Origin of the sequence: Delftia sp. UME58 (assembly GCF_014170385.1) — a bacterium.
In the GTDB taxonomy this organism is placed as follows: domain Bacteria; phylum Pseudomonadota; class Gammaproteobacteria; order Burkholderiales; family Burkholderiaceae_C; genus Comamonas; species Comamonas acidovorans.
In genome coordinates this window covers 16,942-43,911 of sequence record NZ_LZZV01000071.1, presented here as the reverse complement: position 1 = coordinate 43,911, position 26,970 = coordinate 16,942, and the positions used below count along the sequence as shown (strand labels likewise).

Annotated in this window: 22 protein-coding genes; 13 read left to right on the top strand and 9 right to left on the bottom strand. The window is 69.8% G+C overall.

The window, feature by feature from the left end; all coding sequences use genetic code 11:
• Positions 1 to 23: 23 nt before the first annotated feature.
• Complete coding sequence (locus A9976_RS18960; RefSeq protein ID WP_183020285.1) at positions 24 to 1,718, bottom strand: sigma-54-dependent Fis family transcriptional regulator; 1,695 nt, start codon at positions 1,716 to 1,718, stop codon at positions 24 to 26.
• Between the two features lie 222 nt (positions 1,719 to 1,940).
• On the opposite strand from A9976_RS18960, the gene A9976_RS18955 reads away from it, so the two are divergent.
• Genes A9976_RS18955 through A9976_RS18930 form a run of 6 tightly spaced genes read left to right on the top strand, consistent with a single transcriptional unit; the run spans position 1,941 to position 8,675 of the window.
• Positions 1,941 to 3,488, top strand: a complete 1,548-nt coding sequence (locus A9976_RS18955) for an acyl-CoA carboxylase subunit beta (protein ID WP_183020284.1) — start codon at positions 1,941 to 1,943, stop codon at positions 3,486 to 3,488.
• Between the two features lie 29 nt (positions 3,489 to 3,517).
• Positions 3,518 to 4,537 carry a tripartite tricarboxylate transporter substrate binding protein gene (locus A9976_RS18950; RefSeq protein ID WP_183020283.1) on the top strand — a complete coding sequence of 340 codons (1,020 nt, stop codon included), beginning with the start codon at positions 3,518 to 3,520 and terminating at the stop codon, positions 4,535 to 4,537.
• 10 nt (positions 4,538 to 4,547) lie between these two features.
• Positions 4,548 to 6,647: an acetate--CoA ligase family protein gene (locus tag A9976_RS18945; RefSeq protein WP_183020282.1), complete on the top strand. Its 2,100-nt coding sequence runs from the start codon at positions 4,548 to 4,550 to the stop codon at positions 6,645 to 6,647.
• Positions 6,644 to 8,005, top strand: coding sequence for an acetyl/propionyl/methylcrotonyl-CoA carboxylase subunit alpha (locus tag A9976_RS18940; RefSeq protein WP_183020281.1), 1,362 nt, complete (start codon positions 6,644 to 6,646; stop codon positions 8,003 to 8,005). Before A9976_RS18945 ends, A9976_RS18940 begins: the two co-directional genes overlap by 4 nt.
• 11 nt (positions 8,006 to 8,016) lie before the next feature.
• Positions 8,017 to 8,241, top strand: a complete 225-nt coding sequence (locus tag A9976_RS18935; protein WP_012203026.1) for an acetyl-CoA carboxylase biotin carboxyl carrier protein subunit — start codon at positions 8,017 to 8,019, stop codon at positions 8,239 to 8,241.
• The gene (locus A9976_RS18930) at positions 8,238 to 8,675 is read left to right on the top strand and encodes a PaaI family thioesterase (protein ID WP_183020280.1); all 438 of its coding nucleotides are present in this window, start codon (positions 8,238 to 8,240) and stop codon (positions 8,673 to 8,675) included. Before A9976_RS18935 ends, A9976_RS18930 begins: the two co-directional genes overlap by 4 nt.
• A gap of 7 nt (positions 8,676 to 8,682) precedes the next feature.
• Here A9976_RS18930 and A9976_RS18925 read toward each other — a convergent pair whose 3' ends face one another.
• From A9976_RS18925 to A9976_RS18915, 3 genes are read right to left on the bottom strand one after another with little or no spacing between them, the layout of a single operon-like run.
• Positions 8,683 to 9,111, bottom strand: coding sequence for a hypothetical protein (locus tag A9976_RS18925; RefSeq protein WP_013804407.1), 429 nt, complete (start codon positions 9,109 to 9,111; stop codon positions 8,683 to 8,685).
• Between the two features lie 35 nt (positions 9,112 to 9,146).
• Complete coding sequence (locus A9976_RS18920) at positions 9,147 to 10,529, bottom strand: heavy metal sensor histidine kinase (RefSeq protein WP_183020279.1); 1,383 nt, start codon at positions 10,527 to 10,529, stop codon at positions 9,147 to 9,149.
• Positions 10,526 to 11,215 carry a heavy metal response regulator transcription factor gene (locus A9976_RS18915; protein ID WP_183020278.1) on the bottom strand — a complete coding sequence of 230 codons (690 nt, stop codon included), beginning with the start codon at positions 11,213 to 11,215 and terminating at the stop codon, positions 10,526 to 10,528. Before A9976_RS18915 ends, A9976_RS18920 begins: the two co-directional genes overlap by 4 nt.
• Positions 11,216 to 11,368: 153 nt before the next feature.
• Between A9976_RS18915 and A9976_RS18910 the strand changes: the two genes are divergently transcribed.
• The 5 genes from A9976_RS18910 (at position 11,369) to A9976_RS18890 (ending at position 18,449) form a co-directional block, all read left to right on the top strand.
• The gene (locus A9976_RS18910; protein ID WP_232245665.1) at positions 11,369 to 11,773 is read left to right on the top strand and encodes a hypothetical protein; all 405 of its coding nucleotides are present in this window, start codon (positions 11,369 to 11,371) and stop codon (positions 11,771 to 11,773) included.
• Between the two features lie 167 nt (positions 11,774 to 11,940).
• Positions 11,941 to 13,275, top strand: coding sequence for a TolC family protein (locus A9976_RS18905; RefSeq protein WP_183020277.1), 1,335 nt, complete (start codon positions 11,941 to 11,943; stop codon positions 13,273 to 13,275).
• A 30-nt stretch (positions 13,276 to 13,305) separates the two neighbouring features.
• Positions 13,306 to 14,673 (top strand): efflux RND transporter periplasmic adaptor subunit, encoded by a 1,368-nt coding sequence (locus A9976_RS18900; RefSeq protein WP_183020276.1) that lies wholly within the window; start codon positions 13,306 to 13,308, stop codon positions 14,671 to 14,673.
• A gap of 23 nt (positions 14,674 to 14,696) precedes the next feature.
• On the top strand, positions 14,697 to 17,876 hold the full coding sequence (locus A9976_RS18895) for a CusA/CzcA family heavy metal efflux RND transporter (RefSeq protein WP_183020275.1): 3,180 nt from the start codon (positions 14,697 to 14,699) through the stop codon (positions 17,874 to 17,876).
• A 210-nt stretch (positions 17,877 to 18,086) separates the two neighbouring features.
• Complete coding sequence (locus A9976_RS18890; protein ID WP_183020274.1) at positions 18,087 to 18,449, top strand: DUF4148 domain-containing protein; 363 nt, start codon at positions 18,087 to 18,089, stop codon at positions 18,447 to 18,449.
• A 62-nt stretch (positions 18,450 to 18,511) separates the two neighbouring features.
• Here A9976_RS18890 and A9976_RS18885 read toward each other — a convergent pair whose 3' ends face one another.
• The gene (locus tag A9976_RS18885) at positions 18,512 to 18,934 is read right to left on the bottom strand and encodes an XRE family transcriptional regulator (protein WP_183020273.1); all 423 of its coding nucleotides are present in this window, start codon (positions 18,932 to 18,934) and stop codon (positions 18,512 to 18,514) included.
• 118 nt (positions 18,935 to 19,052) lie between these two features.
• On the opposite strand from A9976_RS18885, the gene A9976_RS18880 reads away from it, so the two are divergent.
• Complete coding sequence (locus A9976_RS18880; RefSeq protein WP_183020272.1) at positions 19,053 to 20,075, top strand: hypothetical protein; 1,023 nt, start codon at positions 19,053 to 19,055, stop codon at positions 20,073 to 20,075.
• Between the two features lie 90 nt (positions 20,076 to 20,165).
• On the opposite strand, the gene A9976_RS18875 is transcribed toward A9976_RS18880, so the two are convergent.
• The 3 genes from A9976_RS18875 to purU all read right to left on the bottom strand — a co-directional run bounded on the left by A9976_RS18875 (position 20,166) and on the right by purU (position 23,611).
• Positions 20,166 to 21,677, bottom strand: a complete 1,512-nt coding sequence (locus A9976_RS18875; protein WP_183020306.1) for an FAD-linked oxidase C-terminal domain-containing protein — start codon at positions 21,675 to 21,677, stop codon at positions 20,166 to 20,168.
• Between the two features lie 142 nt (positions 21,678 to 21,819).
• Complete coding sequence (locus A9976_RS18870; RefSeq protein ID WP_183020271.1) at positions 21,820 to 22,743, bottom strand: LysR substrate-binding domain-containing protein; 924 nt, start codon at positions 22,741 to 22,743, stop codon at positions 21,820 to 21,822.
• 19 nt (positions 22,744 to 22,762) lie between these two features.
• Positions 22,763 to 23,611 (bottom strand): formyltetrahydrofolate deformylase, encoded by an 849-nt coding sequence (purU, locus tag A9976_RS18865; RefSeq protein WP_183020270.1) that lies wholly within the window; start codon positions 23,609 to 23,611, stop codon positions 22,763 to 22,765.
• A gap of 73 nt (positions 23,612 to 23,684) precedes the next feature.
• Between purU and A9976_RS18860 the strand changes: the two genes are divergently transcribed.
• A complete protein-coding gene (locus A9976_RS18860) occupies positions 23,685 to 25,640 on the top strand; it encodes a bifunctional diguanylate cyclase/phosphodiesterase (RefSeq protein ID WP_183020269.1) in 1,956 nt (651 codons plus the stop codon).
• Positions 25,641 to 25,731: 91 nt separating this feature from the next.
• Here A9976_RS18860 and hmpA read toward each other — a convergent pair whose 3' ends face one another.
• On the bottom strand, positions 25,732 to 26,958 hold the full coding sequence (hmpA, locus tag A9976_RS18855) for an NO-inducible flavohemoprotein (RefSeq protein ID WP_220808744.1): 1,227 nt from the start codon (positions 26,956 to 26,958) through the stop codon (positions 25,732 to 25,734).
• Positions 26,959 to 26,970: the final 12 nt, after the last annotated feature.

Genomic DNA, 26,970 nt, shown 5'->3' with positions numbered 1-26,970 from the left:
TGCCAGCCCTGGGCCTGACCGGCTCAGCCGGGCGATGCCGCGCCCAGCACCTTGTACAGATAGGAGCGCGAGATGCCCAGCTCCTGCGCGGCCAGCTTCTTGTTGCCGCCGCAGCGTGCGATGGCATCGAGAATGGCGTTGCGCTCCTGGTCCTTGAGCGGTGCCACGGCGCCGGTGGAGGGCATGTCGGCCTCGGCAACGGCAACGGCAACGGCCAAAGGCCGCGCGCCGGCCAGCGGGTCCTCGTGGCGCGCGAAGTTGTCCACGTCCAGCAGGTGGCCATCGCAGAACACCAGGGCCTCTTCCACGCGCTGTCGCAGCTGGCGCACATTGCCGGGCCAGGCCTGCCGGGCCAGGTAGGGCATGACACCGGGCGCGATGCGGGGCAGCGCAATGCCGTTGCGCTCGCAGAACGACTGGGCAAAGCGCTGCACCAGGGCCGGGATGTCCTCCAGGCGCTGGCGCAGGGCGGGCACATGCAGCACCACGCCGCTGAGGCGGTAGAACAGGTCCAGCCGGAAGCGGCCGCTGTCGATGAGGCCGCGCAGGTCGCGGTGCGTGGCGGCCACGATGCGGAAGTTCACCTGCCGGCCGCTGTGCGCGCCCAGGCGCTGCACCTGGCGGTCCTCCAGCACGCGCAGCAGCTTGACCTGGATCTCCATGGGAATGTCGGCCACTTCGTCGAGGAAGAGCGTGCCGCCCTCGGCCTGCTCCAGCTTGCCGGGCTGGCCCTGCCTGCGCCCGCCCGTGAAGGCGCCGGCCTCGTAGCCGAACAGCTCGGACTCGATCAGCGTGGCCGGCAGGGCCGCGAGGTTGAGGCTGACCAGGGGCGCTTGGGCATCGCGCCCGCGTGCATGCAGGGCCTGGGCCACCAGTTCCTTGCCGCTGCCGCTCTCGCCCAGGATGAGCACGGGCACATCGAGCCGCGCCACGGCGTCGATCTCGCGTGCCAGCCTTTGCATGGGGGCGCTGGCGCCCACCATCTGCGCCGTGGGCGTGCCGCCGCGCAGCTGGCTCAGTTCGCGCTTGTAGTGCTGCACCTCGTCATGCAGCTGGTTCAGGCGCTGCTGCATGCGGTTGAGCGCCTCCACGCCGCTGAAGCTGACCTGGCCCACGGCGCCCACCACGGCGCCGCCCTCGTAGACCGGCATGCGGTTGACGATGCGGCTCACGCCCGGCCCCAGCTGCTGCAGGTCGCCGATCTCGGCCCGGCCGCTGCGCACCACGTGGGGCAGGCGCGAGTTGGGGATCACGTCCTCGGCGCGCCGGCCTGCGGCCGTGCCGGGCGCCAGGCCGAAGAACTTCTCGTGCACGGGGCTGATGTAGCGCATCAGCCCTTCATGGTCGGCCACCGTGATCGCCTGGTACGGGTTGGTCAGGAACATGTTGAGGATGGCGAAGGCGAAGGGCACGCTGGCCACCATGTCGAACAGCGCCGCCGCCTCGTCGGCCGGGCGCAGCAGGGCGACCTCGCCCTCGGCATCGGCCAGCACCACGGCCACATGGCGGGCCACCGTGCCGCGCGGGCCCGGTGTTTCCACGTGCAGCAGCTGGCCATGGCCGATGGGGTTGTTCCCGTCGCCGTGCGCGCGGGCCAGGGCCTCGGTGACGGCTGCATGCAGCAGCGGCTCCTGCGCCAGGCCCAGCCGCGCCACGGGCTCGGGCAAACCGCGTCGCCAGACGAGGACGCCGAATCGGTGGTCGGGAGAGCTGGGCATGGGCATGGCGGGCAGTGGCGGGGGTGAACGCACTCTAGCGGCGCGCAGGCCACGGGTCTGTCCCCGTTGTGTCTCCATGGAAGACAGCACCCAAGCCGTGTCTTCGAGGCTGTCCTCGATGTGGACACGCGAGGATTGATCGTGAAAAAAATCCTTTGAATTCAACGCCCTGCGTTCTGGCACGCCTTGTGCACCTCTACAGGCACAAGGAGACACGACGACATGAGCTGGCAACCCGAAGTGGACGAGATCGCATACCGCCGCGCGCTGGCGGCCAAACTGGGCGGAGAGGACAAGGTGGCGCGGCACAAGGCCGCGGGCAAGCTCACGGTGCGCGAGCGCATCGCGGCCTGCACGGACGCGCAGTCCTTCGTGGAGGTGGGCTCGCTCACCGGCTCGGGCCAGTACGACGGCCTGGGCCGGCTGACGGACTTCACGCCCTCCAACCTCATCATGGGCCGGGCACGCGTGGGCGGGCGGCCTGTGGTCGTGGTGGGTGACGATTTCACGGTGCGCGGCGGTGCCAACGACGGCGCCGTGGGCGACAAGCTGATCTTTGCCGAGAAGATGGCGCACGACCTGCGCCTGCCCATGGTGCGCCTGGTGGACGGCACGGGCGGCGGCGGCTCGGTGCGCAATATCGAGACCAAGGGCTACACCAGCGTACCCACCATGAAGGTCTGGAGCCAGGTGGTGCAGAACCTGTCCACCGTGCCCGTGGTTTCGCTGGCCCTGGGCTCGGTGGCCGGCATGGGCGCGGCGCGCGTGGCCTCCAGCCATTACTCGGTGATGGTCAGGGAGACCGCCCAGCTGTTCAATGCCGGCCCGCCCGTGGTGGCGCGCATCGGCCAGAACGTGACCAAGAACGAGCTGGGCGGCAGCCAGGTGCACACGCGCAACGGCGTGGTCGATGACGAGGTGGCCACCGAGCAGGAAGCCTTCGAGCGCGTGCGCCGCTTCCTGTCCTACCTGCCATCGTCGGTCTACGAACTGCCCGCACGCACCGCGCCGCAGGACGATCCGCGGCGGCGCGACGAATGGCTGCTGTCGGCCATTCCGCGTGATGGCCGCAAGGTCTACAAGATCCGGCCCATCGTCGAATGCCTGGTCGATGAGGGTTCCTTCCTGGAGACGGGCCGCCACTGGGGCCGGGCCATCGTCACCGGGCTGGCGCGCATCGACGGCTGGCCCGTGGCCGTGGTGGCCAGCGACCCGTACTTCTACGGCGGCGGCTGGGACGGCCCCTCGGCCGAGAAGTTCACGCGCTTCGTGGACATGGCCCAGACCTTCCATCTGCCCGTGGTCAACCTGGTGGACATCGCGGGCTTCCAGATCGGCGTGGAGGCCGAGAAGGCCGGTGTCATGCGCTACGGCGTGCGCGCCCTGGCCGCCGTCTACCAGGCCACCGTGCCCTGGTGCAGCATCCTCATCCGCCGCGCCTACGGCGTGGCGGCGGCCGGCCACCAGCACATGGGCCGCTTCAACTTCCGCTATGCCTGGCCCTCGGCCAACTGGGGCTCGCTGCCCATCGAGGGCGGGCTGGAGGTGGCCTACAAGGCCGAGATCGAAGGCGCCGACGACCCCGTGCAAAAGCGCGCCGAGATCGAGCAGCGCGTGCGCAGCCTGACCTCGCCCTTCCGCACGGCCGAGGCCTTCGGCATCGACGAGGTGATCGATCCGCGCGACACGCGCGCCCTGCTCAGCGAATTCGTGGAACTGGCCGCGCCGCTGCGCGAGGCCGGAGCGCCGCAGTTCGGCCTGCGGCCCTGAACGCATAAAAAACCCAAGGAGACAAAGCAATGGCAACCAGACAACCGCGCGCGCCCTCGCGCCGCACCGCCCTGGCCCTGTGCCTGGCGCCGTGCCTGACCCTGTGCGCCGCGACGGCGGCCCAGGCCCAGACCCCCCAGGAGGACAAGTGGCCCACGCGCCCCGTGCGCATCGTGGTCGGCTTTCCTGCAGGCTCGTTCACCGACACCATTGCACGCGCGCTGTCCGAGCCGCTGAGCAAGTCGCTGGGCCAGCCCGTGGTGGTGGAGAACAAGCCCGGCGCCAACGGCGCCATCGGCGTGGGCGAGGTGGCGCGCGCCGCGCCCGACGGCTACACCCTGCTGGTCACCAACTCCAGCAGCATCACCATCAACCCCCAGATCTACAAGAAGATCACCTACCGCGCCAAGGACTTCGCGCCCATCACCATGGTGCTGGATGCGCCCTTCATCCTCACCGTCAACCCCGAGTGGGCGCAGAAGAACCAGATCCGCTCGGCCAAGGACGTGATCGCCTTCGCCAAGGCCCATCCCGACAAGCTCAGCTACGGCTCTGCCGGCCCCGGCAACATCGCCCACCTGGCCTATGCGGCCTGGAGCAACCGCACGGGCGTGAAGACCACGCATGTGCCGTACAAGAGCGCATCGCAGGCGCAGATGGCCGTGCTCAGCGGCGAGCTGGACACGCAGTTCGACACCTGGAGCGCGCTGCCCCACATCGCCAGCGGCAAGCTCGTGGCCCTGGCCGTCACCGCGCCCCGGCGCATGCAGCAGCTGCCCGAGGTGCCCACCATGGCCGAGGCCGGCTATGCCGATTTCGACGTCACTTTCTGGGCCGGCCTGCTGGCGCCTGCGGGCACGCCGCCGGCCATCGTCAACCGGCTCTACGAGGCCTCCAGGGGCGTGCTGCAGGACGCACGCATCCGCGCCGTGCTGAGCAGCCAGGGCGAGCCCGTGATGATGCCGCCCGCGCCCTTCGGCCAGCGCATCGCCAAGGAAGTGGCCGACTGGGGGCAAGTGATCCAGCGCGAAGCACTGTCTTTGGATTGATGAGGTACGCATGTCTCTGTTGCAAGCACTGAACCCCCGCTCCGTCGCCATCCTCGGCGCCTCCGACAACCCCATCAAGGCCGGTGGCCGGCCCATCGACTACCTGCGGCGCCACGGTTTCGCGGGCCGCATCCTGCCCGTCAATCCCAAGCGCGCCGAGGTCCAGGGCCTGGCTGCCTACCCCTCGCTGCGCGCGCTGCCCGAGGCGCCCGACGCCGTGGTCATCAGCCTGCCCGGCGAGGACGTGGCCGCCGCCATCGACGACTGCGTGGCCGTGGGCGCGCGCCTGGCCGTGATCTATTCGTCCGGCTTTGCCGAGCTGGGCGAGGAGGGCCGCCGGCAGCAGGCCGACCTGGTGGCGCGGGCGCGCCGGGCGCCAGGCGGCGGGCTGCGCCTGTTCGGCCCCAATTGCCAGGGCGTGGCCAACTTCGCCACGGGCGCCATCCTCAACTTCTCGACCATGATCAACGAGAACGCGCCGGCCGACGGTCCCGTGGCCATCGTCAGCCAGAGCGGTGCGGGCGCGGCCATTCTCTACGGCGGCCTGCGCCGCGCGGGCATCGGCGTGCGCTACATGCTGTCCACAGGCAACGAGGCCGATGTCTGCGCGGCCGAGGCCGTGCGCGCCGTGGTCGAGGACGAGGGCATCCGCCTGGTCGTGCTCTACATCGAGACGCTCAGGCAAAGCGCCTGGCTGGCCGAGGCCGCGCGCCTGGCCCATGCGCGCGGCGTCACCATCCTGGCCGTGAAGGCCGGCCGCACGCGCGCAGGCCAGGCCACGGCCAGCTCGCACACGGGCGCGCTGGCGGCAGAGGACGCGCTGGCCGATGCCTTCCTGCGCCAGCACGGCATACCGCGCCTGGCCGACTTCCGCGAGCTGATCGACTACGCGCCGCTATTCCTGTCCCAGCCTGCGCCGCGCGGTCGCCGCGTGGTCAGCATCAGCAATTCGGGCGCCACCTGCGTGCTGTCGGCCGATGCGGCCGAGGAATATGGCCTGGCCCTGGAGCCGTTCGATGCCGCCACGCTGGACGGCCTGTCCCAGGCCTTGCCGCCGTATGTCACGCCGCGCAATCCCATCGACATGACCACGGCCCTGCTGGGCAGGCCGCAGACCTTTGGCGACACGCTGCGGGCCTTGTCGGGCAGCGGCGCGGCGGACCTCGTCCATGTAGGTTTTCCGATAGGCGGCGAAGGCTATGACTTTGCCGATTTCGCGGGCCAGGCCAGCCGCTTTGCGCACGACACCGGCGTGCCGATTGCGGTCAGCGTCAACCAGGACTGGGTGGCCCAGGCCTTCCAGGCCCAGGGCGTGCCCACCTTCTGGAGCGAGCGCGCCGCCATGCGCGGCCTGGCGCTGCTGGCCGAGCAGGCCGGTGGCCGGCAGGCACAGGCGCCGTCTGCCGAGGCATCGCTGCCGGCGCCAGCGTCCCGTTCCCTCACGCTGGACGAGCCCTCCAGCCTGTCCGAGCTGGCCCGCGCCGGCCTGCCGGTGATGCGGCATCTGGTCTGCAGGAACGATGACGAGGTGCGCGCCGCCCTCCAATCCCTGCCGCTGCCCCTGGTGGCCAAGGGCGTGTCCGCCGATCTCTCGCACAAGTCCGAGCATGGCCTGGTGCGACTCAACATCCGCGAGGCAGGCCAGGCGCTGGCGGCTTTGGCCGACTTCGCCGCCACGCTGGGCCGCCTGGGCGCAGCCGATGGCGGCCTGCTGCTGGGTGCCCAGCACAAGGCCGACTTCGAGCTGGCGCTGGGCGCCCATGTGGATGCCGAATTCGGCGTGGTGGTCATGGTCGGCCAGGGCGGTGTGCTGGTGGAGGCGCTCAGGGACGTGCAATTCCTCGTGGCCCCCTTCAGTGCGCGGCAGGCGCTGGATGCCCTTGCGCGCCTGGCCATCGCCCCGGCCTTTGCGGCCGTGCGCGGCATGCCGGCCGTGGAGCTGGAGGCCGTGGCCGCCATGATGGTGCGGCTGGGCGACTGGATGCTGGCCCAGGGCGGGCGCGTGCAGTCGGTCGATGCCAACCCCGTGCTCGTGGCGCGTGGTGCACAGGCGCCGGTCGTCGTCGATGCGGTGGTGGCCGTGGCCGCTGCACCAGGGGAAGCATCATGAGCGGCGCCCTGCACCCCATCCGCCGCGTGCTGGTGGCCAACCGGGGCGCCGTGGCCGCACGCGTGATCCGCACGCTGCGGCGCATGGGTATTGCCTCCGTGGCCGTGTACTCCGAAGCCGATGCCGATCTGCCCTATGTCCGGGCGGCTGACCAGGCCGTGTGCATCGGCCCTGCGCCCGCCGCGCAAAGCTATCTGGACCAGGCGCGGCTGCTGCAGGTGGCGCGCGAGACCGGCGCCGATGCCGTGCACCCGGGCTACGGCTTTCTCTCCGAGAACGCGGAGTTCGCCGAGGCCGTGCAGCGCCAGGGCCTGTGCTTCATCGGCCCCTCGCCGCACTGGATACGCACGCTGGGCCACAAGACCCAGGCGCGTGCCTTCATGGCTGCCCAGGGCATGCCGCAGGCGGCCAGCTCGGCCGTGCTGCACAGCCTGCAGGAGGCGCAGGCGGAGGCGGCGCGCATAGGTTTTCCCGTGCTGGTCAAGCCCGCAGGCGGGGGCGGCGGCATCGGCATGCTGCCCGCGCACGATGCACCGCAGCTGGAGGCCGCCTGGTCCAAGGCCAGCGGCATTGCCGCCAAGTACTTCGGCACGGCCGAGCTGTACCTGGAAAAGCTGATCGAGGCGCCGCGCCACATCGAGTTCCAGGTGCTGGCCGACCGCCATGGCGCGGCGCGCGTGCTGTTCGAGCGCGACTGCTCGGTGCAGCGCCGCCACCAGAAGGTGGTGGAAGAGGCCCGCCCCGCAGGCATTCCCGCGCAGGCCCTGGCCGACATGCGGCAACTGCTGGCCGGCCTGCTGGCGCGCACGGGCTATGACGTGATCGGCACCGTGGAGATGCTCTACACGCCGCAGCACGGCTTTGTCTTCCTGGAGATGAACACGCGGCTGCAGGTCGAGCATGCGGTGACCGAGGAGATCACGGGCACCGACATCGTCGAGGCCCAGATCCGCCTGGCCGCTGGCGAGCGCATGGGCGATGTGCTGCCCGCCGACCCCGTGGCCAGCGGCCATGCCATCGAGGCGCGCATCTATGCCGAGGACCCCGTGCGCTTCCTGCCCTCGCCGGGGCGCCTGGACCGCTTCGAGATGCCCCAGGGCGAAGGCCTGCGCGTGGAGACCGGCTATGCCCAGGGCTGCAGCGTCACGCCCTTTTATGACCCCATGGTCGCCAAGCTCGTGGCCCATGGCAGCGACCGCGCCCAGGCCATCGCACGGCTGCGCCAGGCGCTGGCGCAGACCCGCATCGAGGGCGTGAAGACCAACATCCCCTTCATCGAACGCATCCTGGGCCACGCCGATTTCCTGGACCTGCGCATCGACACCGGCATCGCCCAGCGCGTGCTGGCCAACCTTTGAAAGCCCTACCCATGACCACCACCCCGAACATGATCACAAGCCCCATCGCCGGCCTCGTGGCCGCTGTGGAAGCCGCCGAAGGCGGCACCGTCGCCCTGGGCGACACCCTCATCATCGTGGAGTCCATGAAGATGGAGATTCCCGTGGAAAGCGAGGTGGCTGGCGTCGTGCGCCGCATGCTCGTGGCCGTGGGCGAGCCGGTGGCCGAAGGCCAGGCGATTGCGGAGATCGGATGAACGCCGTTGGAATCGCCACCACCCCGGACCTGGAGGCCGCCGCGCTGGCGCGCGGCTACTTCGGCATCGACGTGCCCTTCATGTCCCATATCGGCCTGGAGCCCGTGAGCCTGGCGCCCGGTCTGGCGCGCACGCGCCTGCCCATGCGCCCGCACCTGGCCAACAGCCGGGGACATGGCCACGGCGGCGCGCTGATGGGCGCGCTGGACTTCACGCTGAGTGCGGCAGCGCGCTCGTCCAACCCGCTGGGGCTGGGCGTGGTGACCATCGAGATGAGCACGCATTTCCTCGCCTCGGCCACCACCGACCTGCTGATCGAGGCCCGCGTGCTGCGCGCAGGCGCGCGCACCGTGTTCTGCGAGGGCAATGTGCTGGACAGCGCGGGCCAGGCCGTGTGCACGGCGCGGGCCGTGTTCAAGCTGATCGCGCTGTAGCCCGGCTTCAGGCGCCGTCGCCTTCGGGCGCCGGCGGCAGCAGGTGCTGCCCGATCTGCTGCCAGGCCTTGGCCGCGTCATGCTGGCCGCCGAACATGTGGCAGCTGGCCGCCGTCATGGCCAGGCGGCCGTTTTCGGGTTCCAGGTCGAACGCCAGTTCGCATTGCGCGGCGGCGTTGCGCCACATCACCACGGCGTCTGGCGATTCTTCCTTTTGCAGCGCATGGGCTTCGGCCATCCAGGCCTGGGCCAGGCGAAACGCGCCCTCGGCCTGGTCGGGGTCGGCCTTGTGGGCCAGGTAGAACTGCTTGCCGGCCTGCTGCCACAGCGCCCGGGCCTGGGCGAAATCCTGGGTGGCGGCCCGCTGCGCCTGGGCCACCAGGGCATTGCCTTCGGCCAGCAGCGTTGCGTAGGAGGAGGGGGCGTCTTGCGTCATGGGGCGCCATTGTGCCGCCGCTCCGGTGCCTGTGTTCAGGCCGGGGAATCGCGCGGCGGGCTCGGGCTGTCCGGCAGCTCCAGGCCGATGCGCGTGAAGCCGCCTTCGGACTCGGCAAAGCAGCGCCCGCCATGCATGCGCGCGATGGCGGCCACGATGGCCAGGCCCAGGCCATGGTTCCGGTCGGCCTGGCTGCGCGCGGCGTCGGCCCGGTAGAAGCGGTCGAACAGGCGCGGCAGGTGGGCGGGGTCGATGGCCGGTCCCTGGTTGAGCAAGGCCAGGGCCACATCGCCCGCCCCGCCATGGTGGGCACAGGGGCGCGAGCCGATCTGCACGGTGATGGTGGAGCCGCGCTGCGCATAGCGCGTGGCATTGCCCAGCAGGTTGGACAGCGCGCGGCGCAGCAGCCGCGCATCGACCTCGGCAGCGGCATCGCCCTGGACAGTGACCTGCAGGTCTGCCTCCTGCAGCGCGGCCTCGTGGAAGTCGATGACCTCGTGGGCCAGCGCGGCCAGGCTGGCCAAAGGCGCCAGGCGCGCGCCCTGGCCCCGGTCGGCCTGCGAGAGAAACAGCATGTCGGCCACGATGCCGGCCATGCGCCGCAGGTCCTCCAGGTTGGAGGCCAGCACCTCGCGCAGCTCGGCCTCGCTGCGCGGCTTGCGCAATGCCAGCTCGCAGCTGCTGATCAGGGTGGTCAGCGGCGTGTTCAGCTCATGGGCCACGTCGGCATTGAAGGCCTCCATCTGCCGGTAGGCCACGGCCAGCCGTTCCAGCAAGGCGTTGAATTGCGCGATCAGCGGTCGCAGCTCCTGCGGCTGGCCGCTGTCGTCCAGCCGCCGCTGCAGGTCCTGGGCCGACAGCTGGCGCGTCTGCTCGGTCAGCTCGCGCAGCGGCGCCAGGCCCAGTCGCACCAGCCAGATGCCGGTCAACGACACCAGCAGCGCGCCGCCCACGGCGGCCAGGGCCAGCGTCCAGGCCAGCAGGGACAGCTGCCGGTCATCGTCGGCACGGTCCAGAGTGAGCTGGGCGCGCGCATGCTGGCCGGAGTCGGACAGCACCACCTCGAAGCCGCGCTGCAGCGTGCGGCCCGGCGCCTTGGGAATGCGCAGGCGCTCGTAGATCACGCGGCCCTGCATGTCGGTGATGCGCAGAGACATCTCGTCCAGGCCCGTGAGAAAGTCGTCCAGCATGTGGGCCATCCCGGCCTCGTTGTGGGCGCTGCGGCTTTCCGTCATCAGGTGCAGCACGGCCTGCTGCTTGAGGTCCAGCGTCTCGCTCTGGTGCTGCTCCAGCATCATCGAGGCCACCACATAGACGGCCGCGCACACCAGGCCCAGGCCCAGCATGGTCTGCAGGGCCAGCCAGCGCGACAGGCGCCGGCCCAGGTGGGGAATGTCGGCGGGGGCCTTGCCGTTCACGGTGCGCGCGACTCCAGCACGTAGCCCATGCCGCGCACCGTGTGCAGCAGCGGCTGCGCGAAGGGCTGGTCCAGCTTCAGGCGCAGGCGGCGCACGGCCACCTCGACCACATTGGTCTCGCTGTCGAAGTTCATGTCCCAGACCTGGGAGGCCAGCTCGGTGCGCGACAGCACCTCGCCCTGGCGGCGCAGCAGCAGGCTCAGCAGGTTGAATTCCTTGGCCGTGAGGTCCAGCCGCTGGCCGGCGCGCGTGGCGCGTCGGCGGATCAGGTCCAGCTCCAGGTCGGCCATGCGCAGCATGGTGGCCTCGACCGCCGGATGCGCCGTGCCGACACTGCGGCGCAGCAGCACATGCATGCGCGCGACCAGTTCGGAGAAGGCAAAGGGCTTGACCAGGTAGTCGTCGGCGCCGCCCTGCAGGCCGCGCACGCGATCCTCCACCTGGCCGCGCGCCGTCAGCATCAGCACCGGCGTCTGCCGGGACTGGCGCAGCGCCGCCAGCACGGCCAGGCCGTCGATGCCGGGCAGCATGCCGTCAAGCACGATGAGGTCGTAGGCCAGCTCGGTGGCCAGGTGCAGGCCGTCGATGCCGTCGTGCGCCACATCGACCACGAACCCCTCCTCGGTCAGGCCCTTGCGGAGGTAGTCCGCCAGCTTGATTTCGTCTTCGATGACCAGGACTTTCATGCCGAGCATTGTCGGGGAAGGGCAAGGTTTGCCAAGATGACAAATTTGTCATGTGCCCGACAGCCACAGGTCGCCGCACGGCCCTAGACTCGCCGGCTTGGGTGAGTCGTGGTTGTGGGCAAACGCCATGTACGACAATCCCGCACCTGCCCCATGCCCTCCTCCATGACCCGGCCCCGTCTCGCCGCCCTCGCCGTCCTCGTGATCGCGCTGCTGTTCCAGTGGAGCTGGATGGCGGCCGCTGCGCTGTGCCGGCACGACGGACATGAGACCCGGCACTTCGGCCACCATGTCCACGGCGTGAGCCTGCATGGCATGGGCGCCGAGCGCCATGCCGGTGCAGGCGCCGAACCGGGGCATCCGGCGCAGAAGGCTGACCAGGGCCAGCCGTCGTCGCTCAGCGTCGATTGCTCCATGTGCCATGCCTGGGTGGCCGTTGCCACCCACTACACCAAGGCCGCGCCGGTGGCGCCTCCCCCCATGCCATTCGCCGAGCCGCTGCGCCGGCATGCCTCGGCCGTGCTGCTGCGCCCCGATCGGCCCCGCTGGCAGGGCTGACGCCCCCTGCAGCCGCCGGCCGGGCATGGCCCTTTTCCTGCCCCGGACCGGCATTCCCCTGAAATCCCCTCGCGCTCAGCGGCCATGGGCCGTGCGCGCCCGCCGCAGTGGCCTGACCGGCTGATGAACGGTCAGGCCTGGCCTGTGCGCGGGCAAGGAGTCCGTGTATGTCTTTCCCTTCGTCCTTTCCGTCGAGGACGGCTTCCCACGCACCATGGAGCGCCTGGCCCGGGCCGCGCGCCCTGCTGGCAATGGCCGTGCTGACCGCTTGCGGCGCCGTGCAGGCGGGCGAGCCTGCCGATGCGGCTGCGCCATCTGCAGCCCCTGTTTCCGAGGTCACACCGGCAGGCCCGCCGCTGGATCTGCAGCAGGCCCTGGCCCTGGCGCTGGACGGCAACCCCGGCCTGCGTGCGGCCCGCCGTGCGCTGGAGGCCAGCGATGGCGCCGTGCTCCAAAGCCGTGCCCGGCCCAACCCCGAGCTGGCCTATGCGCAGGAGGACACGCGCCGCAGCACCCGCACGCTGACCGTGCAGCTGAACCAGACCCTGGAAGTGGGCGGCAAGCGCGAGGCCCGCATGCGCGTGGCCGAGCGCGGCCGCGACCTGGCGCAGGCCGAGCTGGCAGGGGCCGAGGCTGCGCTGCGCGCCGACGTGGGCACGGCCTTCTTCGGCGTGCTGGCTGCGCAGCAGCGCGTGGTCCTGGCCGGGCAGACGCTGGAGATCGCCAGCAGTGCGCGCGAGGCCGCGGCCCGCCGCGTGGCGGCCGGCAAGGTGGCGCCGCTGGAGGAAACCCGGGCCCGCGTGGCCGAGTCCGGCGCCCGCCTGGAGCAGGCCCAGGCCCGCTCGGGCCTGCGCGTGGCGCGCGGCCAGCTGCAGGCGCTGTGGGGCGAGCGAGTGCGCCCCTTCGGCCAGGCCGAGGGCGCGGTGGACGCCCTGCCCCAGCTGCCTGAGCTGGCAGCCCTGCAGCAGCGCATCGAACAGGCGCCCGCCGTGCTGCGTGCGCGCCAGGCGCTGGAGCAAAGCCGCGCCACGGCCGACCTGGAGCGTGCGCGGCGCCTGCCCGATCCCACGGTCAGCCTGGGCGTCAAGCGCGCCACCGAGGTCGGGCGCAACCAGCTCGTGGTCGGCATCTCCGTGCCCCTGCCCGTGCTCGACAGCAACCGGGGCAACCAGTTGCAGGCCCTGCGCCTGGCCGACCAGGCCGAGGAGCAGTTGCTGGCCACGCGCGTGCAGCTGCAGGCCCAGCTGTTCGAGGCCCGCGAGCTGCTGCAGGCCAGCCGCGAGCAGGCGCGCCAGTTGGCCGAGGAGGTTCTGCCCACGGCGCGCACGGCCTACGAGCTGGCCTCGCGCGGCTTTGCGCTGGGCAAGTTCGGCTACCTCGACGTGCTGGACGCGCAACGCACCTGGTCGGAGGCGCGCAGCCAGTACCTGGACCAGCTGCTGGCCACCCACCGCGCCGCCGCCGACATCGACCGCCTGCTGGGCACCGAATCCGGCCTCTGATTCCGATAGCAACCTGATTGCATCCAGACCATGAACACCAAGCCCTCCTCCTCCCCCCTCGGACCGCGCCGCACCCTTGTGGCCATTGCCGTCATCCTGGCCCTGGGCGCGCTGGCCGCCACGCTGATCCTGCGCAGCGGCACGCCGGGCGCTGCCAAGGCCGACAGCCATGGCCACGGCCACAGCGAGGCCGCAGGCCATGCCGATGGCGAGCACCACGGCGCTGCAGCCGGAGATGGCCACAAGCACGACGAAGGCCATGCCGACGATGAACACCATGAAGACTCCAAGGCGGAAAAAGCCGAGGCCAAGCCTGCCGCCCAACCTGCCGCCAAACCGGCTGCAGAAGCCGGCCATGGCGACGACGAAGGCCTGATCGCCATGGACGCCCAGCGCATGCAGGCGGCCGGCGTGCGCCTGGCCGAGGCCGGCCCGGCCACCGTGCGCTCCGTGCTGCAGCTGCCCGGCGAGATCCGCTTCAACGAAGACCGCACGGCCCACGTCGTGCCGCGCGTGGCTGGCATTGCCGAGAGCGTTCCCGCCAACCTGGGCCAGAACGTGAAGAAGGGCCAGCTGCTGGCCGTGCTCAGCAGCGCCGCCGTGTCCGAGCAGCGCAGCGAACTGCTGGCCGCCAGCAAGCGCCTGGAGCTGGCCCGCACCACCTACGCACGTGAAAAGCAGCTGTGGGAGGAAAAGGTCTCGGCCGAGCAGGACTACCTGCAGGCGCGCCAGGCGCTGCGCGAGGCCGAGATCGCCGTCTCCAACGCCCAGCAGAAGCTGGCCGCCACGGGCGCCGGTGCCGGCGGCGCGGGCGGGCTCAACCGCTTCGAGCTGCGCGCACCGTTTGACGGCGTGATCGTGGAAAAGCACCTGTCCGTGGGCGAGGCCGTGCAGGACACCACCCAGGTCTTCACCATCTCCGACCTGCGCAGCGTCTGGGCCGAGATGCGCGTGGCCGCGCCCGACCTGCCCGCCGTGCGCGTGGGCGAGAAGGCCACGGTGCGCGCCACGGCCTTCGACTCCTCGGCCACGGGCGAGGTGGCCTATGTGGGCGCCCTGATCGGCCAGGACACGCGCACGGCCCCCGCGCGCATCACCCTGCCCAACCCCGACGGCGTGTGGCGCCCGGGCCTGTTCGTGAACGTGGAGCTGACGGCATCGTCCCGGCAGGCGCCGCTGGCCGTGGCCACGCAGGCACTGCAGAAGATGGAGCAGCAGACCGTGGTCTTCGTGCCCGTGCAGGGCGGTTTCCGCGCCCAGCCCGTGCGCGTGGGCCGCAGCGACGGCAAGGCCACCGAGGTGCTCGAAGGCCTCAAGCCCGGCCAATCCTACGTGGCCGAGGGCAGCTTCATGCTCAAGGCCGAGCTGGGCAAGGCCACGGCCGAGCACTCCCATTGATGCGGGCATGAACGGAGAACTCCATGTTTGAACGCATCATCCGATTCGCCATCGAGCAGCGCTGGCTGGTCCTGCTGGCCGTGCTGGCCATGGCGGGCCTGGGCATCTACAACTACCAGCGACTGCCGATCGACGCCGTGCCCGACATCACCAATGTCCAGGTGCAGATCAACACCCAGGCCAGCGGCTACTCGCCGCTGGAGACCGAGCAGCGCATCACCTATCCCATAGAGACGGTGATGGCCGGCCTGCCCCACCTGGAGCAGACGCGATCGCTGTCGCGCTACGGCCTGTCCCAGGTCACCGTGGTGTTCAAGGACGGCACGGACATCTACTTTGCGCGGCAGCTGGTGGGCGAGCGCATACAGCAGGCGCGCGACAGCCTGCCTGCGGGCATCACGCCCACGCTGGGCCCCATCTCCACGGGCCTGGGCGAGATCTACCTGTGGACCGTGGAGGCCGAGGACGATGCGAAAAAGCCAGACGGCACGCCCTACACGCCCATGGACCTGCGCGAGATCCAGGACTGGGTCATCAAGCCGCAGCTGCGCAACGTGCCCGGCGTCACCGAGATCAACTCCATCGGCGGCTACGCCAAGGAGTACCTGGTGGCGCCCGCGCCCGAGAAGCTGGCCGCCTACGGCTTCACGCTGGCCGACATCGTCACCGCCCTGCAGCGCAACAACAGCAACGTGGGCGCGGGCTATATCGAGCGCCAGGGCGAGCAGTACCTGATCCGCGCGCCGGGCCAGGTCGGCGGCATCGCCGACATCCGCGAGGTCATCGTGGGCTCGGCCCAGGGCCAGCCCATCCGCATCCGCGACCTGGCCGAGGTCGGCCTGGGGCAGGAGCTGCGCACGGGCGCGGCCACCGACAACGGCCGCGAGGTGGTGCTGGGCACGGTGTTCATGCTGATCGGCGAGAACAGCCGCACCGTCTCGCGCGCCGTGGACCAGCGCATGGCCGAGATCAACCGGGGCCTGCCCCCGGGCGTCAAGGCCATCACCGTCTACGACCGCACCAACCTGGTGGACAAGGCCATCGCCACGGTCAAGAAGAACCTGGTGGAGGGCGCGGCCCTGGTGGTGGTCATCCTCTTCCTGTTCCTGGGCAACCTGCGCGCGGCGCTGATCACGGCGCTGATCATCCCGCTGTCCATGCTGTTCACCTTCACGGGCATGGTGCACTACAAGGTCAGCGCCAACCTCATGAGCCTGGGGGCGCTGGACTTCGGCATCATCATCGACGGCGCCGTGGTCATCGTGGAGAACTGCGTGCGCCGCCTGGCGCATGCGCAGGAGGCGCGCGGACGGTCGCTGACGCGCAGCGAACGCTTCCATGAAGTGTTTGCCGCGGCCAAGGAGGCGCGCCGCCCGCTGCTGTTCGGCCAGCTCATCATCATGGTGGTCTACCTGCCCATCTTCGCGCTCACGGGCGTGGAGGGGAAGATGTTCCATCCCATGGCGCTCACGGTGGTCATCGCGCTGGCCGGCGCCATGCTGCTGTCCATCACCTTCATCCCGGCGGCGATTGCGCTGTTCATGGGCGACAAGGTGGCCGAGAAGGAAAACCGCCTCATGGGCTGGGCACGCCGCGGCTATGCGCCCGTGCTGGCGCGCGTCATGGCCGCGCCCGCCGTGGTGCTCACGGCCGCCGCCGTGGCCGTGGCCCTGAGCCTGCTGCTGGCCACGCGCCTGGGCAGCGAGTTCGCGCCCAACCTCAACGAAGGGGACTTCGCCATCCAGGCGCTGCGCATCCCGGGCACCAGCCTCACGCAATCGCTGGAAATGCAGATGCAGATCGAGAAGGCGCTCAAGAAGGAGTTCCCCGAGATCGACCGCGTGTTCGCGCGCACCGGCACGGCCGAGATCGCCTCCGACCCCATGCCGCCCAACATCTCGGACGGCTACATCATGCTGAAAGCCCGCAGCGAGTGGCCCGACCCGGCGCGCCCGCGCGATGAGCTGCTGGCCGCCGTGCAGGCGTCGGTGGACCGCATCCCGGGCAACAACTACGAGTTCTCCCAGCCCATCCAGCTGCGCTTCAACGAGCTGATCTCGGGCGTGCGCAGCGACGTGGCCGTGAAGATCTTCGGCGACGACATGGCCGTGCTGGAGAAAAGCGCCCAGACCGTGGCCGGCATGCTGCAGCAGATTGCGGGCGCCTCCGAGGTCAAGGTCGAGCAGACCACGGGCCTGCCCATGCTCACCGTGCAGATCGACCGCGAAAAGGCCTCGCGCTACGGCCTGAACATGGGCGATGTGCAGGACGCCATCAGCACCGCCATGGGCGGCACCGAGGCCGGCACGGTATTCCAGGGCGACCGGCGCTTCGACATCCAGGTGCGCCTGCCGGACGCCGTGCGCAACGACCTGCAGGCCCTGAGCCGCCTGCCCATCGCCCTGCCGCGCGGGGCGGACGGGCGCATCGGCTTCGTGCCGCTGTCGGCCGTGGCCACGTTCGAGACCGCGCCCGGCCCCAACCAGGTCAGCCGCGAAGACGGCAAGCGCCGCATCGTGGTCAGCGCCAATGTGCGCGGGCGCGACATGGGCTCCTTCGTGGGCGAGGCACAGCAGAAGCTGCAAGGCCTGTCGCTGCCGCCCGGCTACTGGACGCGCTGGGGCGGCACCTTCGAGAACCTGGAGTCGGCCACGCGCCGCCTGCAGATCGTCGTGCCCGTGGCGCTGCTGATGGTCTTCGTGCTGCTGTTCGCCATGTTCGGCAATGTGCGCGACGGGCTGGTGGTCTTCACGGGCATTCCGTTCGCGCTCACCGGCGGCATCCTGGCGCTGTGGCTGCGCGACATACCGCTGTCCATCTCGGCGGCGGTGGGCTTCATCGCGCTGTCGGGCGTGGCCGTGCTCAACGGCCTGGTCATGATCTCCTGGATCAGAACCTTGCGCGAGCAGGGCGCCAGCGTGCCCGACGCCGTGACCGAGGGCGCGCTCACCCGCCTGCGCCCCGTGCTGATGACGGCCCTGGTGGCCTCCCTGGGCTTCGTGCCCATGGCCATTGCCACGGGCACGGGCGCCGAGGTGCAGCGGCCGCTGGCCACGGTGGTGATCGGCGGCATCCTGTCGTCCACGCTGCTGACCTTGCTGGTGCTGCCGCTGCTGTACCGTCTGGTGCACCGCAACGACCCGTCGGAGGGGATGCAGGATGGACAGGCCGGCAACGACGGCAGGGGCGCCGTGGCCGCCTGACGGCTCGGCCGCTCCACGAAGGCCACGGAATGCCCGTGGCCTTTTTTTGGGGGGAGCTATTGGCGTATGTCGGTTGCATGACAGCAATGTCACCATCCTGTGGGGCTGGTGTGGGCGCGTGATTTCTACATTGGAGTCCTCTCCCCGGCGTTCCGCATCGCGGGGCGTGGGGAGAACGAATCACCAACGCTCTTTGAAAGGGACCACACCATGTCGCAACGCCGCTTCACCCCCGCCACCCTCATCGCCCCCCTCATCGCCGGCCTGGCCGCATCGGCAGCGCTGCTGCTGCCCGGCATGGCATCGGCGGCCGGGTACATGCATCCTGCCAACAACGAGGCAGGCGTCGTCGTGCATCCCGAACATTTCCAAAGCAGCAAGACGCGCGCCCAGGTGGTGGCCGAGGCCGAGGCAGCCGTGCGCCAGGGCGGCACCTCGCGCTTCAATGCCGGCGTCTACCCGGCTCCCGCACCGCAGACCGGCGCGGGCAAGACACGCCAGGAGGTGATCAATGAACTGATCAACGAAACGCCCTCCCAGCGCGAGGCACGCCAGCGCGCCATGGGGGGCTGATGCACGGGCGGGACCGCCCCCCGCAGGTGCCCGGATCAATGCAAACCCCACGCGCCGCCTGGCTACGAGCCTGCGGCGCGTTCCGCTTCCTCGGCATCATGGGCGCGCGCAATGGCCAGGATCACGTCGCGCGCCAGCCGGCGCTTGGGCACGGGAAGGCGCAGGTAGATCTTGAACAGCTCGCTGTCCTCGTAGCCCAGGCCTGCGGACCAGCTGCTCCTGGGCTCGCGCACCTCGCGCACCTGCTGCGGCGAGCGCAGGAACTCCTCCAGCGGCACCTGCAGCCAGTCGGCCAGCGCAGCGAGTTTCCTGGCGTTGGGCATGGTCTTGCCGATCAGCCAGAGGCGCACGCCATGCTGGGACATGGGCTTGCCCCAGAAACGGGAATTGAACTCGTGCTCCAGCACGGCAGGCCTGGCTTCGTAGCCCCGGGCCTGCATTGAATCACGTAATTTTTGAGCAAACCGCTGCTTTGCATCCTGCATGCGCGAACGCTATGGGTTTGGCTTGATCGAGATGTGAGTATTTAGAAAAATCACACCTATTTTTGATTGATAGTTAATATCAACAATCAATCTGAGAATCACATGCACGGGGGAGCAAATGCGTTGGCAACGAGTGTGGCAGCTGCCCTCGAGCCTTGTACTGGTGCTGGGCGGTTGCGGCGGTGACGACGGTGATGTCCTGGCGGTCCGGGCCGCGTCCTGGGGCGGTGCATCGGGGGCCTCGATAGGCCAGGTACTCCAGGAGAGGAAAGCATGCGCGCGCAGTGCATGGCGCAGCGTGGGCGATGGAAGCGGCGGGCGCATCGTCGAGTACACCTGCGAGAGATCAGGCACGCATGGATACCTGCAGTTGCGGCTGCGCCAGGATGCCGAGCAGCTGCAGCGGGCTGCCGATGGCAAGCAGGCGCGGTTCGAGGCCCGGCTGCGTGGCGGCTGGCGCGAATTGCTGATGCTGGAGCGCCAGCGCCAGGAGATGCTGGACAGCCATCGGCTTGAGGCGCAGAAGGACGCGGAACGCATGCGCCTGCACCTGGAAGACCTGCACATGCTGGAGGAAATGTCAGACTGCCGCAGCTTCCGCCCGCAAAGGCTGGGCGCCGAAGCATCTCCGCAGCGGCTGGTGCTGGCCGCCGACGCCTGCGTGCGTTCCGGGCGCCCCGCCGAGCCGGTCTATGCACGCGAACGCAAGCAGACGCTGGAGCACATGCGTGCAGCCCTGCCGCGCTACGACGAGGCCCGGCTGGGACGCGAGGCGGCTCTGCGGGCTCTGGAGCGCACGCTAGAGCAGCAGGAGGCGGCGCTGCGCAGACTGGAGGAGGACCGGCCCGAGACAGGGGAGCGCATCCGCAGATCCCTGGCCGAACGGCTGGAGGCGATGCGCCTGCGGTTGAACCAGGTCGGCCGTGTGCGCGAACTCACGCGCTGGAGCACGGCAGGTGCGCGCGTGGTCTACCTGGACACCTCCTTGGCGATGGAATGCGGCATGCGCACTCTGTCCCATGCCTTACCACTGGAGGCCATGATCGAAGACCTGGCGGAGGATCTGGCCGTACCGCGGAAGGAAGCTGCGCTGGCACGCGCACTCGACGGGCTGTGGCTGCGCTGCCTGCAGCAGCCGTGACCAGCGGGTTGCATGGTGATCGTTGCACGGCGCCGGTTGCACCGCGCCCGTTGCACCGCGCCCGTTGCACGTCGCCCGTTGCACGTCGCCTCAGAATCTCGGCAGGTCCGGGTGTGAGATCTGGCCGCCGCGCACCAGCATCTTTCCGTACTCGGCGCAGCGGTTGAGCGTGGGAATCACCTTGCCGGGGTTGAGCAGGGCCTGCGGGTCGAAGGCGGCCTTGAGCGCGAACATCTGGTCGTTCTCTGCCGTGGTGAACTGGGTGCACATGGAGTTGAGCTTTTCCACGCCCACGCCATGCTCGCCCGTGACCGTGCCGCCCATGGCCACGCTGGTCTCCAGGATGTCGGCGCCGAACAGCTCGCAGCGGTGCAGCTCGTCGGGGTCGTTGGCATCGAACAGGATCAGCGGGTGCAGGTTGCCGTCGCCCGCGTGGAAGACGTTGGCGCAGCGCAGGCCGTATTTCTTTTCCATCTCCTGGATGGCCAGCAGGATGTCGGCCAGGCGCTTGCGCGGGATGGTGGAGTCCATGCACATGTAGTCGGGGCTGATGCGCCCGCTGGCGGGAAAGGCGTTCTTGCGCCCGCTCCAGAAGCGCAGGCGCTCGGCCTCGCTTTCGCTCACCGTGATGGCCGTGGCGCCCGCGCTGCGCAGCACCTCGCTCATGCGGGCGATCTCTTCCTCGACTTCCTCGGGCGTGCCATCGCTCTCGCAAAGCAGGATGGCCTCGGCCGCGAGGTCGTAGCCGGCCTTGACGAAGTCCTCGACGGCGGCCGTCATGGGCTTGTCCATCATCTCCAGGCCGGCCGGGATGATGCCGGCCGCGATCACGGCGGCCACGGCGTCGCCGGCCTTGCGCACGTCGTCGAAGCTGGCCATGATGCAGCGCGCCAACTGGGGCTTGGGGATCAGGCGCACGGTGACTTCGGTGGTCACGGCCAGCATGCCTTCGCTGCCGACCAGGATGGCCAGCAGGTCGAAGCCCGGCGTGTCCAGCGCCATGGAGCCGAACTCCACCGGCTCGCCCTCCACGGTGAAGCCGCGCACCTTGAGCACGTTGTGCACGGTCAGCCCGTACTTGAGGCAGTGCACGCCGCCCGAGTTCTCGGCCACGTTGCCGCCGATGGTGCAGGCGATCTGGCTGCTGGGATCGGGCGCGTAGTACAGGCCGAAGGGCGCGGCGGCCTCGCTGATGGCCAGGTTGCGCACGCCGCACTGCACAACGGCCGTGCGGCTGGCCGCATCGACCTGCAGGATCTTGTTGAACTTGGCCAGCGACAGCGTCACGCCCATGGGATGGGGCAAGGCGCCGCCCGACAACCCGGTGCCCGCGCCGCGCGCGATCACGGGCACCTGGATGGCGTGGCAGGCACGCAGCACGGCCTGCACCTGGGCCTCGGTCTCGGGCAGGCAGACCACCAGCGGGCGCTGGCGGTAGGCCGTGAGGCCGTCGCATTCATAGGGCGTGGTGTCCTCGGCATTCCACAGCAGGGCATGCGCGGGCACATGGCGGGCCAGCGCGGCCACGACCTCGGCCTGGCGCCGTGCGCGCTCGGAGACCGTGGGCTGCTGGTGGGCCGCATCGGCGGCGGCCGACGCCATGGCGCCGGGAGCGAGGCTGGCTGGGGAGCTGGCGGAAGTCATGGGGCCTGACTTTAGGCGATGCCGCGGTCTTTGTGCAGCGGGGCTGCGCTGATGTTTATTGCAACGGTGCGTGAAATCCGTGAAATCCGATATGGGCGCCTCAGCAGGCCATCGCCCTCTTCAACCATTCCGCGAAGGCCGCGCATTCCCAGCGGTCCATGGTGCCGGTACGCCAGCACAGGTAGTGGGCATGGGGGCTGGCCGTGTCCACGTCGAACAGGCGCACCAGGGTGCCGTTGTCCAGCCAGGGCGCGCCCAGCTTGTGGCGCACCAGGGCGATGCCCATGCCGGCCGAGGCCGCGTCGCACATCAGGCCGATGTCGTTGAACTGCGAGCCCTCGTGCGGCTCGGGCCAGTCCAGGCCGGTGGCGCCGAACCAGGTGCGCCAGGGCTCCAGCGGACTGCGCAGCAGGGGCATGCCTTCCAGGTCCTGGGGCTGCTCGAAGGGGCCGTGCTCGCGGATGAAGGCCGGCGAGGCCAGCGGCGTGACCATGTCGCGCGCCAGCTCGATGTGCTCCACATCGGCATAGTGGCCGGGGCCGAAGCGCACCATCAGGTCTGCATCCTCGGCCACCACGTCCAGCAGCGGGATGGAGACCTGCAGGGCGATATCGATCTCGGGATAGGTTTCCGTGAACTGGCGCAGGCGCGGGATCAGGATCACGCGCGCAAAGGTGGGCGTGACGGCGAGCTTGAGCCTGCGGCGGCCCGGTGCCGTCACCTCGCCCGGAAAGCGCTGCAGCGCACCCAGGCCCTCGCGCACGTGGGACAGGTAGGCGCTGCCTTCGGTGGTGAGCGAAAAGTCCGAGCGACCGAACAGCCGCGTGCCCAGGATCTGCTCGAGCTGGCGCACGCGGTGGCTGACGGCGCTGGGCGTGACGCACAGCTCCTCGGCCGTCTGCGTCACGCTGCGCAGCCGCGCCAGCGCCTCGAAAGTAAGCAGGCACTGTATGGGCGGGATGCGGCGGGCGCCGCTGCCGGGCGGGGCAAAGCCGCTGCCGGCGGCAAGGGTCACGTTCGCCACGGGCGGTCGGGAGCCGGGCTCAGCGAAAGACCACGGTCTTGTGGCCGTTGAGGATGACGCGGTGCTCGCTGTGCCACTTGACGGCGCGGGCCAGCACCTGGCTCTCGGTGTCGCGGCCGCGGGCCGTGAGGTCCTCCACGGTGTCGGTGTGGTCGGCGCGGGCCACGTCCTGCTCGATGATCGGGCCTTCGTCCAGGTCGGCCGTCACATAGTGGGCCGTTGCGCCGATCAGCTTCACGCCGCGGTCATGGGCCTGGTAGTACGGCTTGGCGCCCTTGAAGCTGGGCAGGAAGCTGTGGTGGATATTGATCGCGCGGCCCGCCAGCTTGGTGCACAGGTCGTTGGACAGCACCTGCATGTAGCGCGCCAGCACCACGAGTTCGGCGCCTTCGGCCTCGATGATCTCGAACTGCCTTGCCTCGGCCTGGGCCTTGGTGGCGGCCGTGACGGGGATGTGGTGGAAGGGGATGTTGTAGCTGGCCGCCAGCTGGTAGAACTCGCGGTGGTTGCTGATGATGGCGCGGATGTCCACCGGCAGCAGGCCGCTTTTCCAGCGGAACAGCAGGTCGTTGAGGCAGTGGCCTTCCTTGCTGACCATCAGTACGGTCTTCATGGCTTCGGCCTCGGTGTGCAGGCGCCATTTCATCTGGTACTGGGTGGCCAGGTCGGTCAGGGCCGCCTTGAGGGCCGCGGGATCGCAGCCGTTGCAGGCAAACTGCACGCGCATGAAGAACAGTCCGGTGGCCGGGTCGTTATACTGCGCGGCCTCTTCGATGTTGCCGCCCTGTTCGAGCAGAAAGCCCGAGACGGCATGTACCAGACCGAGCCGGTCGGGGCACGAAAGGGTAAGAATATAGGCTTGGGTCATAGCGGCGCAATTGTCGCAGCATGGACACGACCCTGCGCAAGTCACACGTTCTGGGAACGTTCTGAGGAACCACATGCAAGATCAGGGAGAGCAGCCCCGAATACCGCTCTGGGGCGCAATGACCCTGTACGTGTGCGCAGGCCTGCTGTGGCTCTGGGGCGTGGAATGGCTGCTGACGCACCTGCAGATTCCACCCGGGCCGGCGGCGCGGCGGCGCATGCTGTCCTCGGTGGCCCTGGTGCTGGTCACGGCCGTGGGGGGCGGCTGGCTGCTGTGGCGCATGCGCCGTGGGGAGCGCGCGGCCCGCTCCGCCCAGGCCGCCAGCCACGAGGCCGACGAACGCCAGCGCCTGGCCGCTGCCGTGGTGGACAACACCATGGAGGGCGTGGTGGTCACCGATGCGCGCAGCCGCATCCTCTCGGTCAACAGCGCCTTCACGCGGCTGCTGGGCTATACCGAGCAGGAGATGCTGGGCCAGACCCCGCGCATGTTCAAGTCCGGCCGCCATGACAAGGCCTTCTACGAGGCCATGTGGGCCGGCATGCAGGCCACCGGCCACTGGCAGGGCGAGATCTGGAACCGCCGCAAGAACGGCGAAGTCTTCCCCGAGCGCATGTCGCTCAGCGCCGTCAAGGATGCCCAGGGCCGGGTCACCCACTACGTGTGCATGTTTACCGATATCTCGGCCGAGAAGGCGCGTGAGGCCCAGCTCGAATTCCTGGCCCACCGCGACATGCTCACCGGCCTGCCCAACCGCGTGCGCTTCAGCGCCCTGCTGGAGGACGCCGTGGCCGAGGCCGCCGCCAGGCAGGGCGCGCTGGCCGTGATGCTGCTCAACATCGACCGCTTCAAGGACGTCAACGACAGCTACGGCCACGCCATTGGTGACCAGGTGCTGCGCCACATCGCCGCCCGCGTGCACGACTCGCTGGGCCCGCAGGACCTGATAGGTCGCATGGCCGGCGACGAACTGGCCGTGCTGATCAAGGGCATGAGCGAGCGTGGCGACGCCATCGCCCGCGCGCGCCAGCTCATCGCGGCGGCCGGACAGCCCTGGAGCTCGCCCGACGGCCTGTCCGTCATGGCCGGCGTCAGCGTGGGCATCTGCCTGTATCCGTCCCACGCCGGCAATGCCCAGGACCTGCTGCAGGGCGCGCACGCCGCCGTCTACGGCGCCAAATCACGCAGCGGCCGCGCCTGGTGCTTCTTCGAGGAAGACATGACATTGGCCGCGCGCGAGCGCCTGGCCATGGAGGCGCGGTTGCGCCAGGCCATCGGACTGGGCCACCTGCGCCTGTACTTCCAGCCACAGATCGACCTGGCCACCGGCCGCCTGCTGGGCGCCGAGGCCCTGGTGCGCTGGCTGGACCCGGACGAAGGCCTCATATCTCCGGCCCGCTTCATCCCCGTGGCCGAAAGCTCGGGCGTCATCGGCCCGCTGGGCCTGTGGGTGCTGCGCGAAGCCTGCGCCCAGGGCCAGCGCTGGCGCGATCAGGGCCTGCCCGAGATGACCATTGCGGTCAACGTCTCGCTGCACCAGTTCCTGCTCACCGACATCGCCGGCGCCACCGCAGACGCGCTGACCGCCACCGGCTTTGCGCCGCACTGCCTGGAACTGGAAATCACCGAAAGCGCACTGGCCGAGCGTCCCGAGGAGGCTCTGGCCGTCATGCGCCGCCTGCGCGCCCAGGGCCTGCGGCTGGCCATCGACGACTTCGGCACCGGCTACTCCTCGCTGGCCCACCTCAAGCGCTTTCCGCTGGACCTGCTCAAGATCGACCAGGGCTTCATCCGCGACATCCCGCACAGCGCGGACGACATGGCCATCAGCGGCTCGGTGATCGCGCTGGGGCATGCCATGGGGCTCAAAGTGCTGGCCGAGGGTGTGGAGACGGCCGAGCAACTGGCATTCCTGCGAGGCAAGGGATGCGACTTCTTCCAGGGATATCTGTGCAGCAAGCCCATGCCCGCACAGGCGTTTGGGAAGTGGGTGTCGGACAACCAGGGCATGTGGGCCGTGCAGGGCTGATCGCCCGATGCACGGCAGGCCGACCACCGGGCCGAGGCCCGGCCCCTGCTCCATCACTGAGGCCAGGGGAGCCGAGCGAATCGACGGCAAATCAGGCCAACGCCTCCGCCGGCCCGAAGAATTCATAGCGGACCTGCCCTTCCGGCACCCCCAACACCCGCAACGACTCCTTCACCGACCGCATGAACGGCCGGGGCCCCAGGAAATACACATCGGCATCCACCGAAGGCAGCCACTCACCCAATTGCCGGGCGGTCAGCAGTCCCTGCGCATCGACCCCATCGCCCTCCTGCACCCGGTCATAGCAGTAGTACCGGCTGAGCTGCGGATGCACTGCGGCCAGCGCATCCACACGCTCACGGAAGGCATGGACACCGCGCTCACGCGCGCAGTGGATGAAGACCACGGGACGCTTGCTGGGCAAGGCCGCATCCAGCATGGGCAGGGTCGGCGTGATGCCCACGCCGCCGCTGATCAGCACCAGCGGACGCTCGCCGGGCTGCAGCGTGAAGTGGCCTGCGGGCGGGAACAGCTGCAGCGTGTCGCCGACCTGGACCTGGTCGTGCAGGAAGTTGGAGACCTTGCCGCCTGCCTCTCGCTTGACGCTGATGCGCAGGCTGCGGCCATCGGCGGGCGCGGACAGCGAGTAGTTGCGCCGCTGCTCCTGCCCGTCCACCACCAGGCGCAGGCCGATGTACTGGCCGGGCTGGTGGGCGATGACGGGGCCGCCATCGGCCGGCACCAGGTAGAACGAGGTGATCTCGGCGCTTTCCGCCACCTTGTCCTCGACCACGAAGGCACGCTCGCCGCGCCAGCCGCCCTCGGTCGCCGCCGTGCGGTCATAGGCCTGGCGTTCGGCACCGATCAGGATGTCGGCCAGCTGCTGGTAGGCGGCGCCCCAGGCATCGATGACCTCGTCGGTGGCGATCTCGGCGCCCAGCACTTCGCGGATGGCGCGCAGCAGGCAGGTGCCGACGATGGGGTAGTGCTCGGGCTGCACCTGCAGCGCCACATGCTTGTTGATGATCTGGGCGGGCAGGTCGCCCAGGGCTTCGAGCCGGTCGATGTGCTTGGCGTACATGAGCACGCTGTAGGCCAGGGCACGCGGCTGGGCACCGCTTTGCTGATGGGCCATGTTGAACAGGGCGCGCACCTCGGGGTACTCGCCCAGCATGGTCTGGTAGAAGTGGGTGATCAGCGCCTCGCCGCCGGTTTCAAGCAGCGGGACGGTGGATTGGACGATGGCACGTTGGCGGTCGGTCAGCACGGGAAACTCCTTGGGTACGGGGACGGGCATGCCCGGTGCGATGCCGGACATGCCTGGATAAAG

Excerpts from the sequence above, each read along its gene's own strand:
- A9976_RS18960 (WP_183020285.1), bottom strand. The coding sequence starts at position 1,718 with ATGCCCAGCTCTCCCGACCACCGATTCGGCGTCCTCGTCTGGCGACGC.
- A9976_RS18955 (WP_183020284.1), top strand. The coding sequence starts at position 1,941 with ATGAGCTGGCAACCCGAAGTGGACGAGATCGCATACCGCCGCGCGCTG.
- A9976_RS18950 (WP_183020283.1), top strand. The coding sequence starts at position 3,518 with ATGGCAACCAGACAACCGCGCGCGCCCTCGCGCCGCACCGCCCTGGCC.
- A9976_RS18945 (WP_183020282.1), top strand. The coding sequence starts at position 4,548 with ATGTCTCTGTTGCAAGCACTGAACCCCCGCTCCGTCGCCATCCTCGGC.
- A9976_RS18940 (WP_183020281.1), top strand. The coding sequence starts at position 6,644 with ATGAGCGGCGCCCTGCACCCCATCCGCCGCGTGCTGGTGGCCAACCGG.
- A9976_RS18935 (WP_012203026.1), top strand. The coding sequence starts at position 8,017 with ATGACCACCACCCCGAACATGATCACAAGCCCCATCGCCGGCCTCGTG.
- A9976_RS18930 (WP_183020280.1), top strand. The coding sequence starts at position 8,238 with ATGAACGCCGTTGGAATCGCCACCACCCCGGACCTGGAGGCCGCCGCG.
- A9976_RS18925 (WP_013804407.1), bottom strand. The coding sequence starts at position 9,111 with ATGACGCAAGACGCCCCCTCCTCCTACGCAACGCTGCTGGCCGAAGGC.
- A9976_RS18915 (WP_183020278.1), bottom strand. The coding sequence starts at position 11,215 with ATGAAAGTCCTGGTCATCGAAGACGAAATCAAGCTGGCGGACTACCTC.
- A9976_RS18910 (WP_232245665.1), top strand. The coding sequence starts at position 11,369 with ATGCCCTCCTCCATGACCCGGCCCCGTCTCGCCGCCCTCGCCGTCCTC.
- A9976_RS18905 (WP_183020277.1), top strand. The coding sequence starts at position 11,941 with ATGTCTTTCCCTTCGTCCTTTCCGTCGAGGACGGCTTCCCACGCACCA.
- A9976_RS18900 (WP_183020276.1), top strand. The coding sequence starts at position 13,306 with ATGAACACCAAGCCCTCCTCCTCCCCCCTCGGACCGCGCCGCACCCTT.
- A9976_RS18895 (WP_183020275.1), top strand. The coding sequence starts at position 14,697 with ATGTTTGAACGCATCATCCGATTCGCCATCGAGCAGCGCTGGCTGGTC.
- A9976_RS18890 (WP_183020274.1), top strand. The coding sequence starts at position 18,087 with ATGTCGCAACGCCGCTTCACCCCCGCCACCCTCATCGCCCCCCTCATC.
- A9976_RS18885 (WP_183020273.1), bottom strand. The coding sequence starts at position 18,934 with ATGCAGGATGCAAAGCAGCGGTTTGCTCAAAAATTACGTGATTCAATG.
- A9976_RS18880 (WP_183020272.1), top strand. The coding sequence starts at position 19,053 with ATGCGTTGGCAACGAGTGTGGCAGCTGCCCTCGAGCCTTGTACTGGTG.
- A9976_RS18875 (WP_183020306.1), bottom strand. The coding sequence starts at position 21,677 with ATGGCGTCGGCCGCCGCCGATGCGGCCCACCAGCAGCCCACGGTCTCC.
- purU (WP_183020270.1), bottom strand. The coding sequence starts at position 23,611 with ATGACCCAAGCCTATATTCTTACCCTTTCGTGCCCCGACCGGCTCGGT.
- A9976_RS18860 (WP_183020269.1), top strand. The coding sequence starts at position 23,685 with ATGCAAGATCAGGGAGAGCAGCCCCGAATACCGCTCTGGGGCGCAATG.
- hmpA (WP_220808744.1), bottom strand. The coding sequence starts at position 26,958 with ATGTCCGGCATCGCACCGGGCATGCCCGTCCCCGTACCCAAGGAGTTT.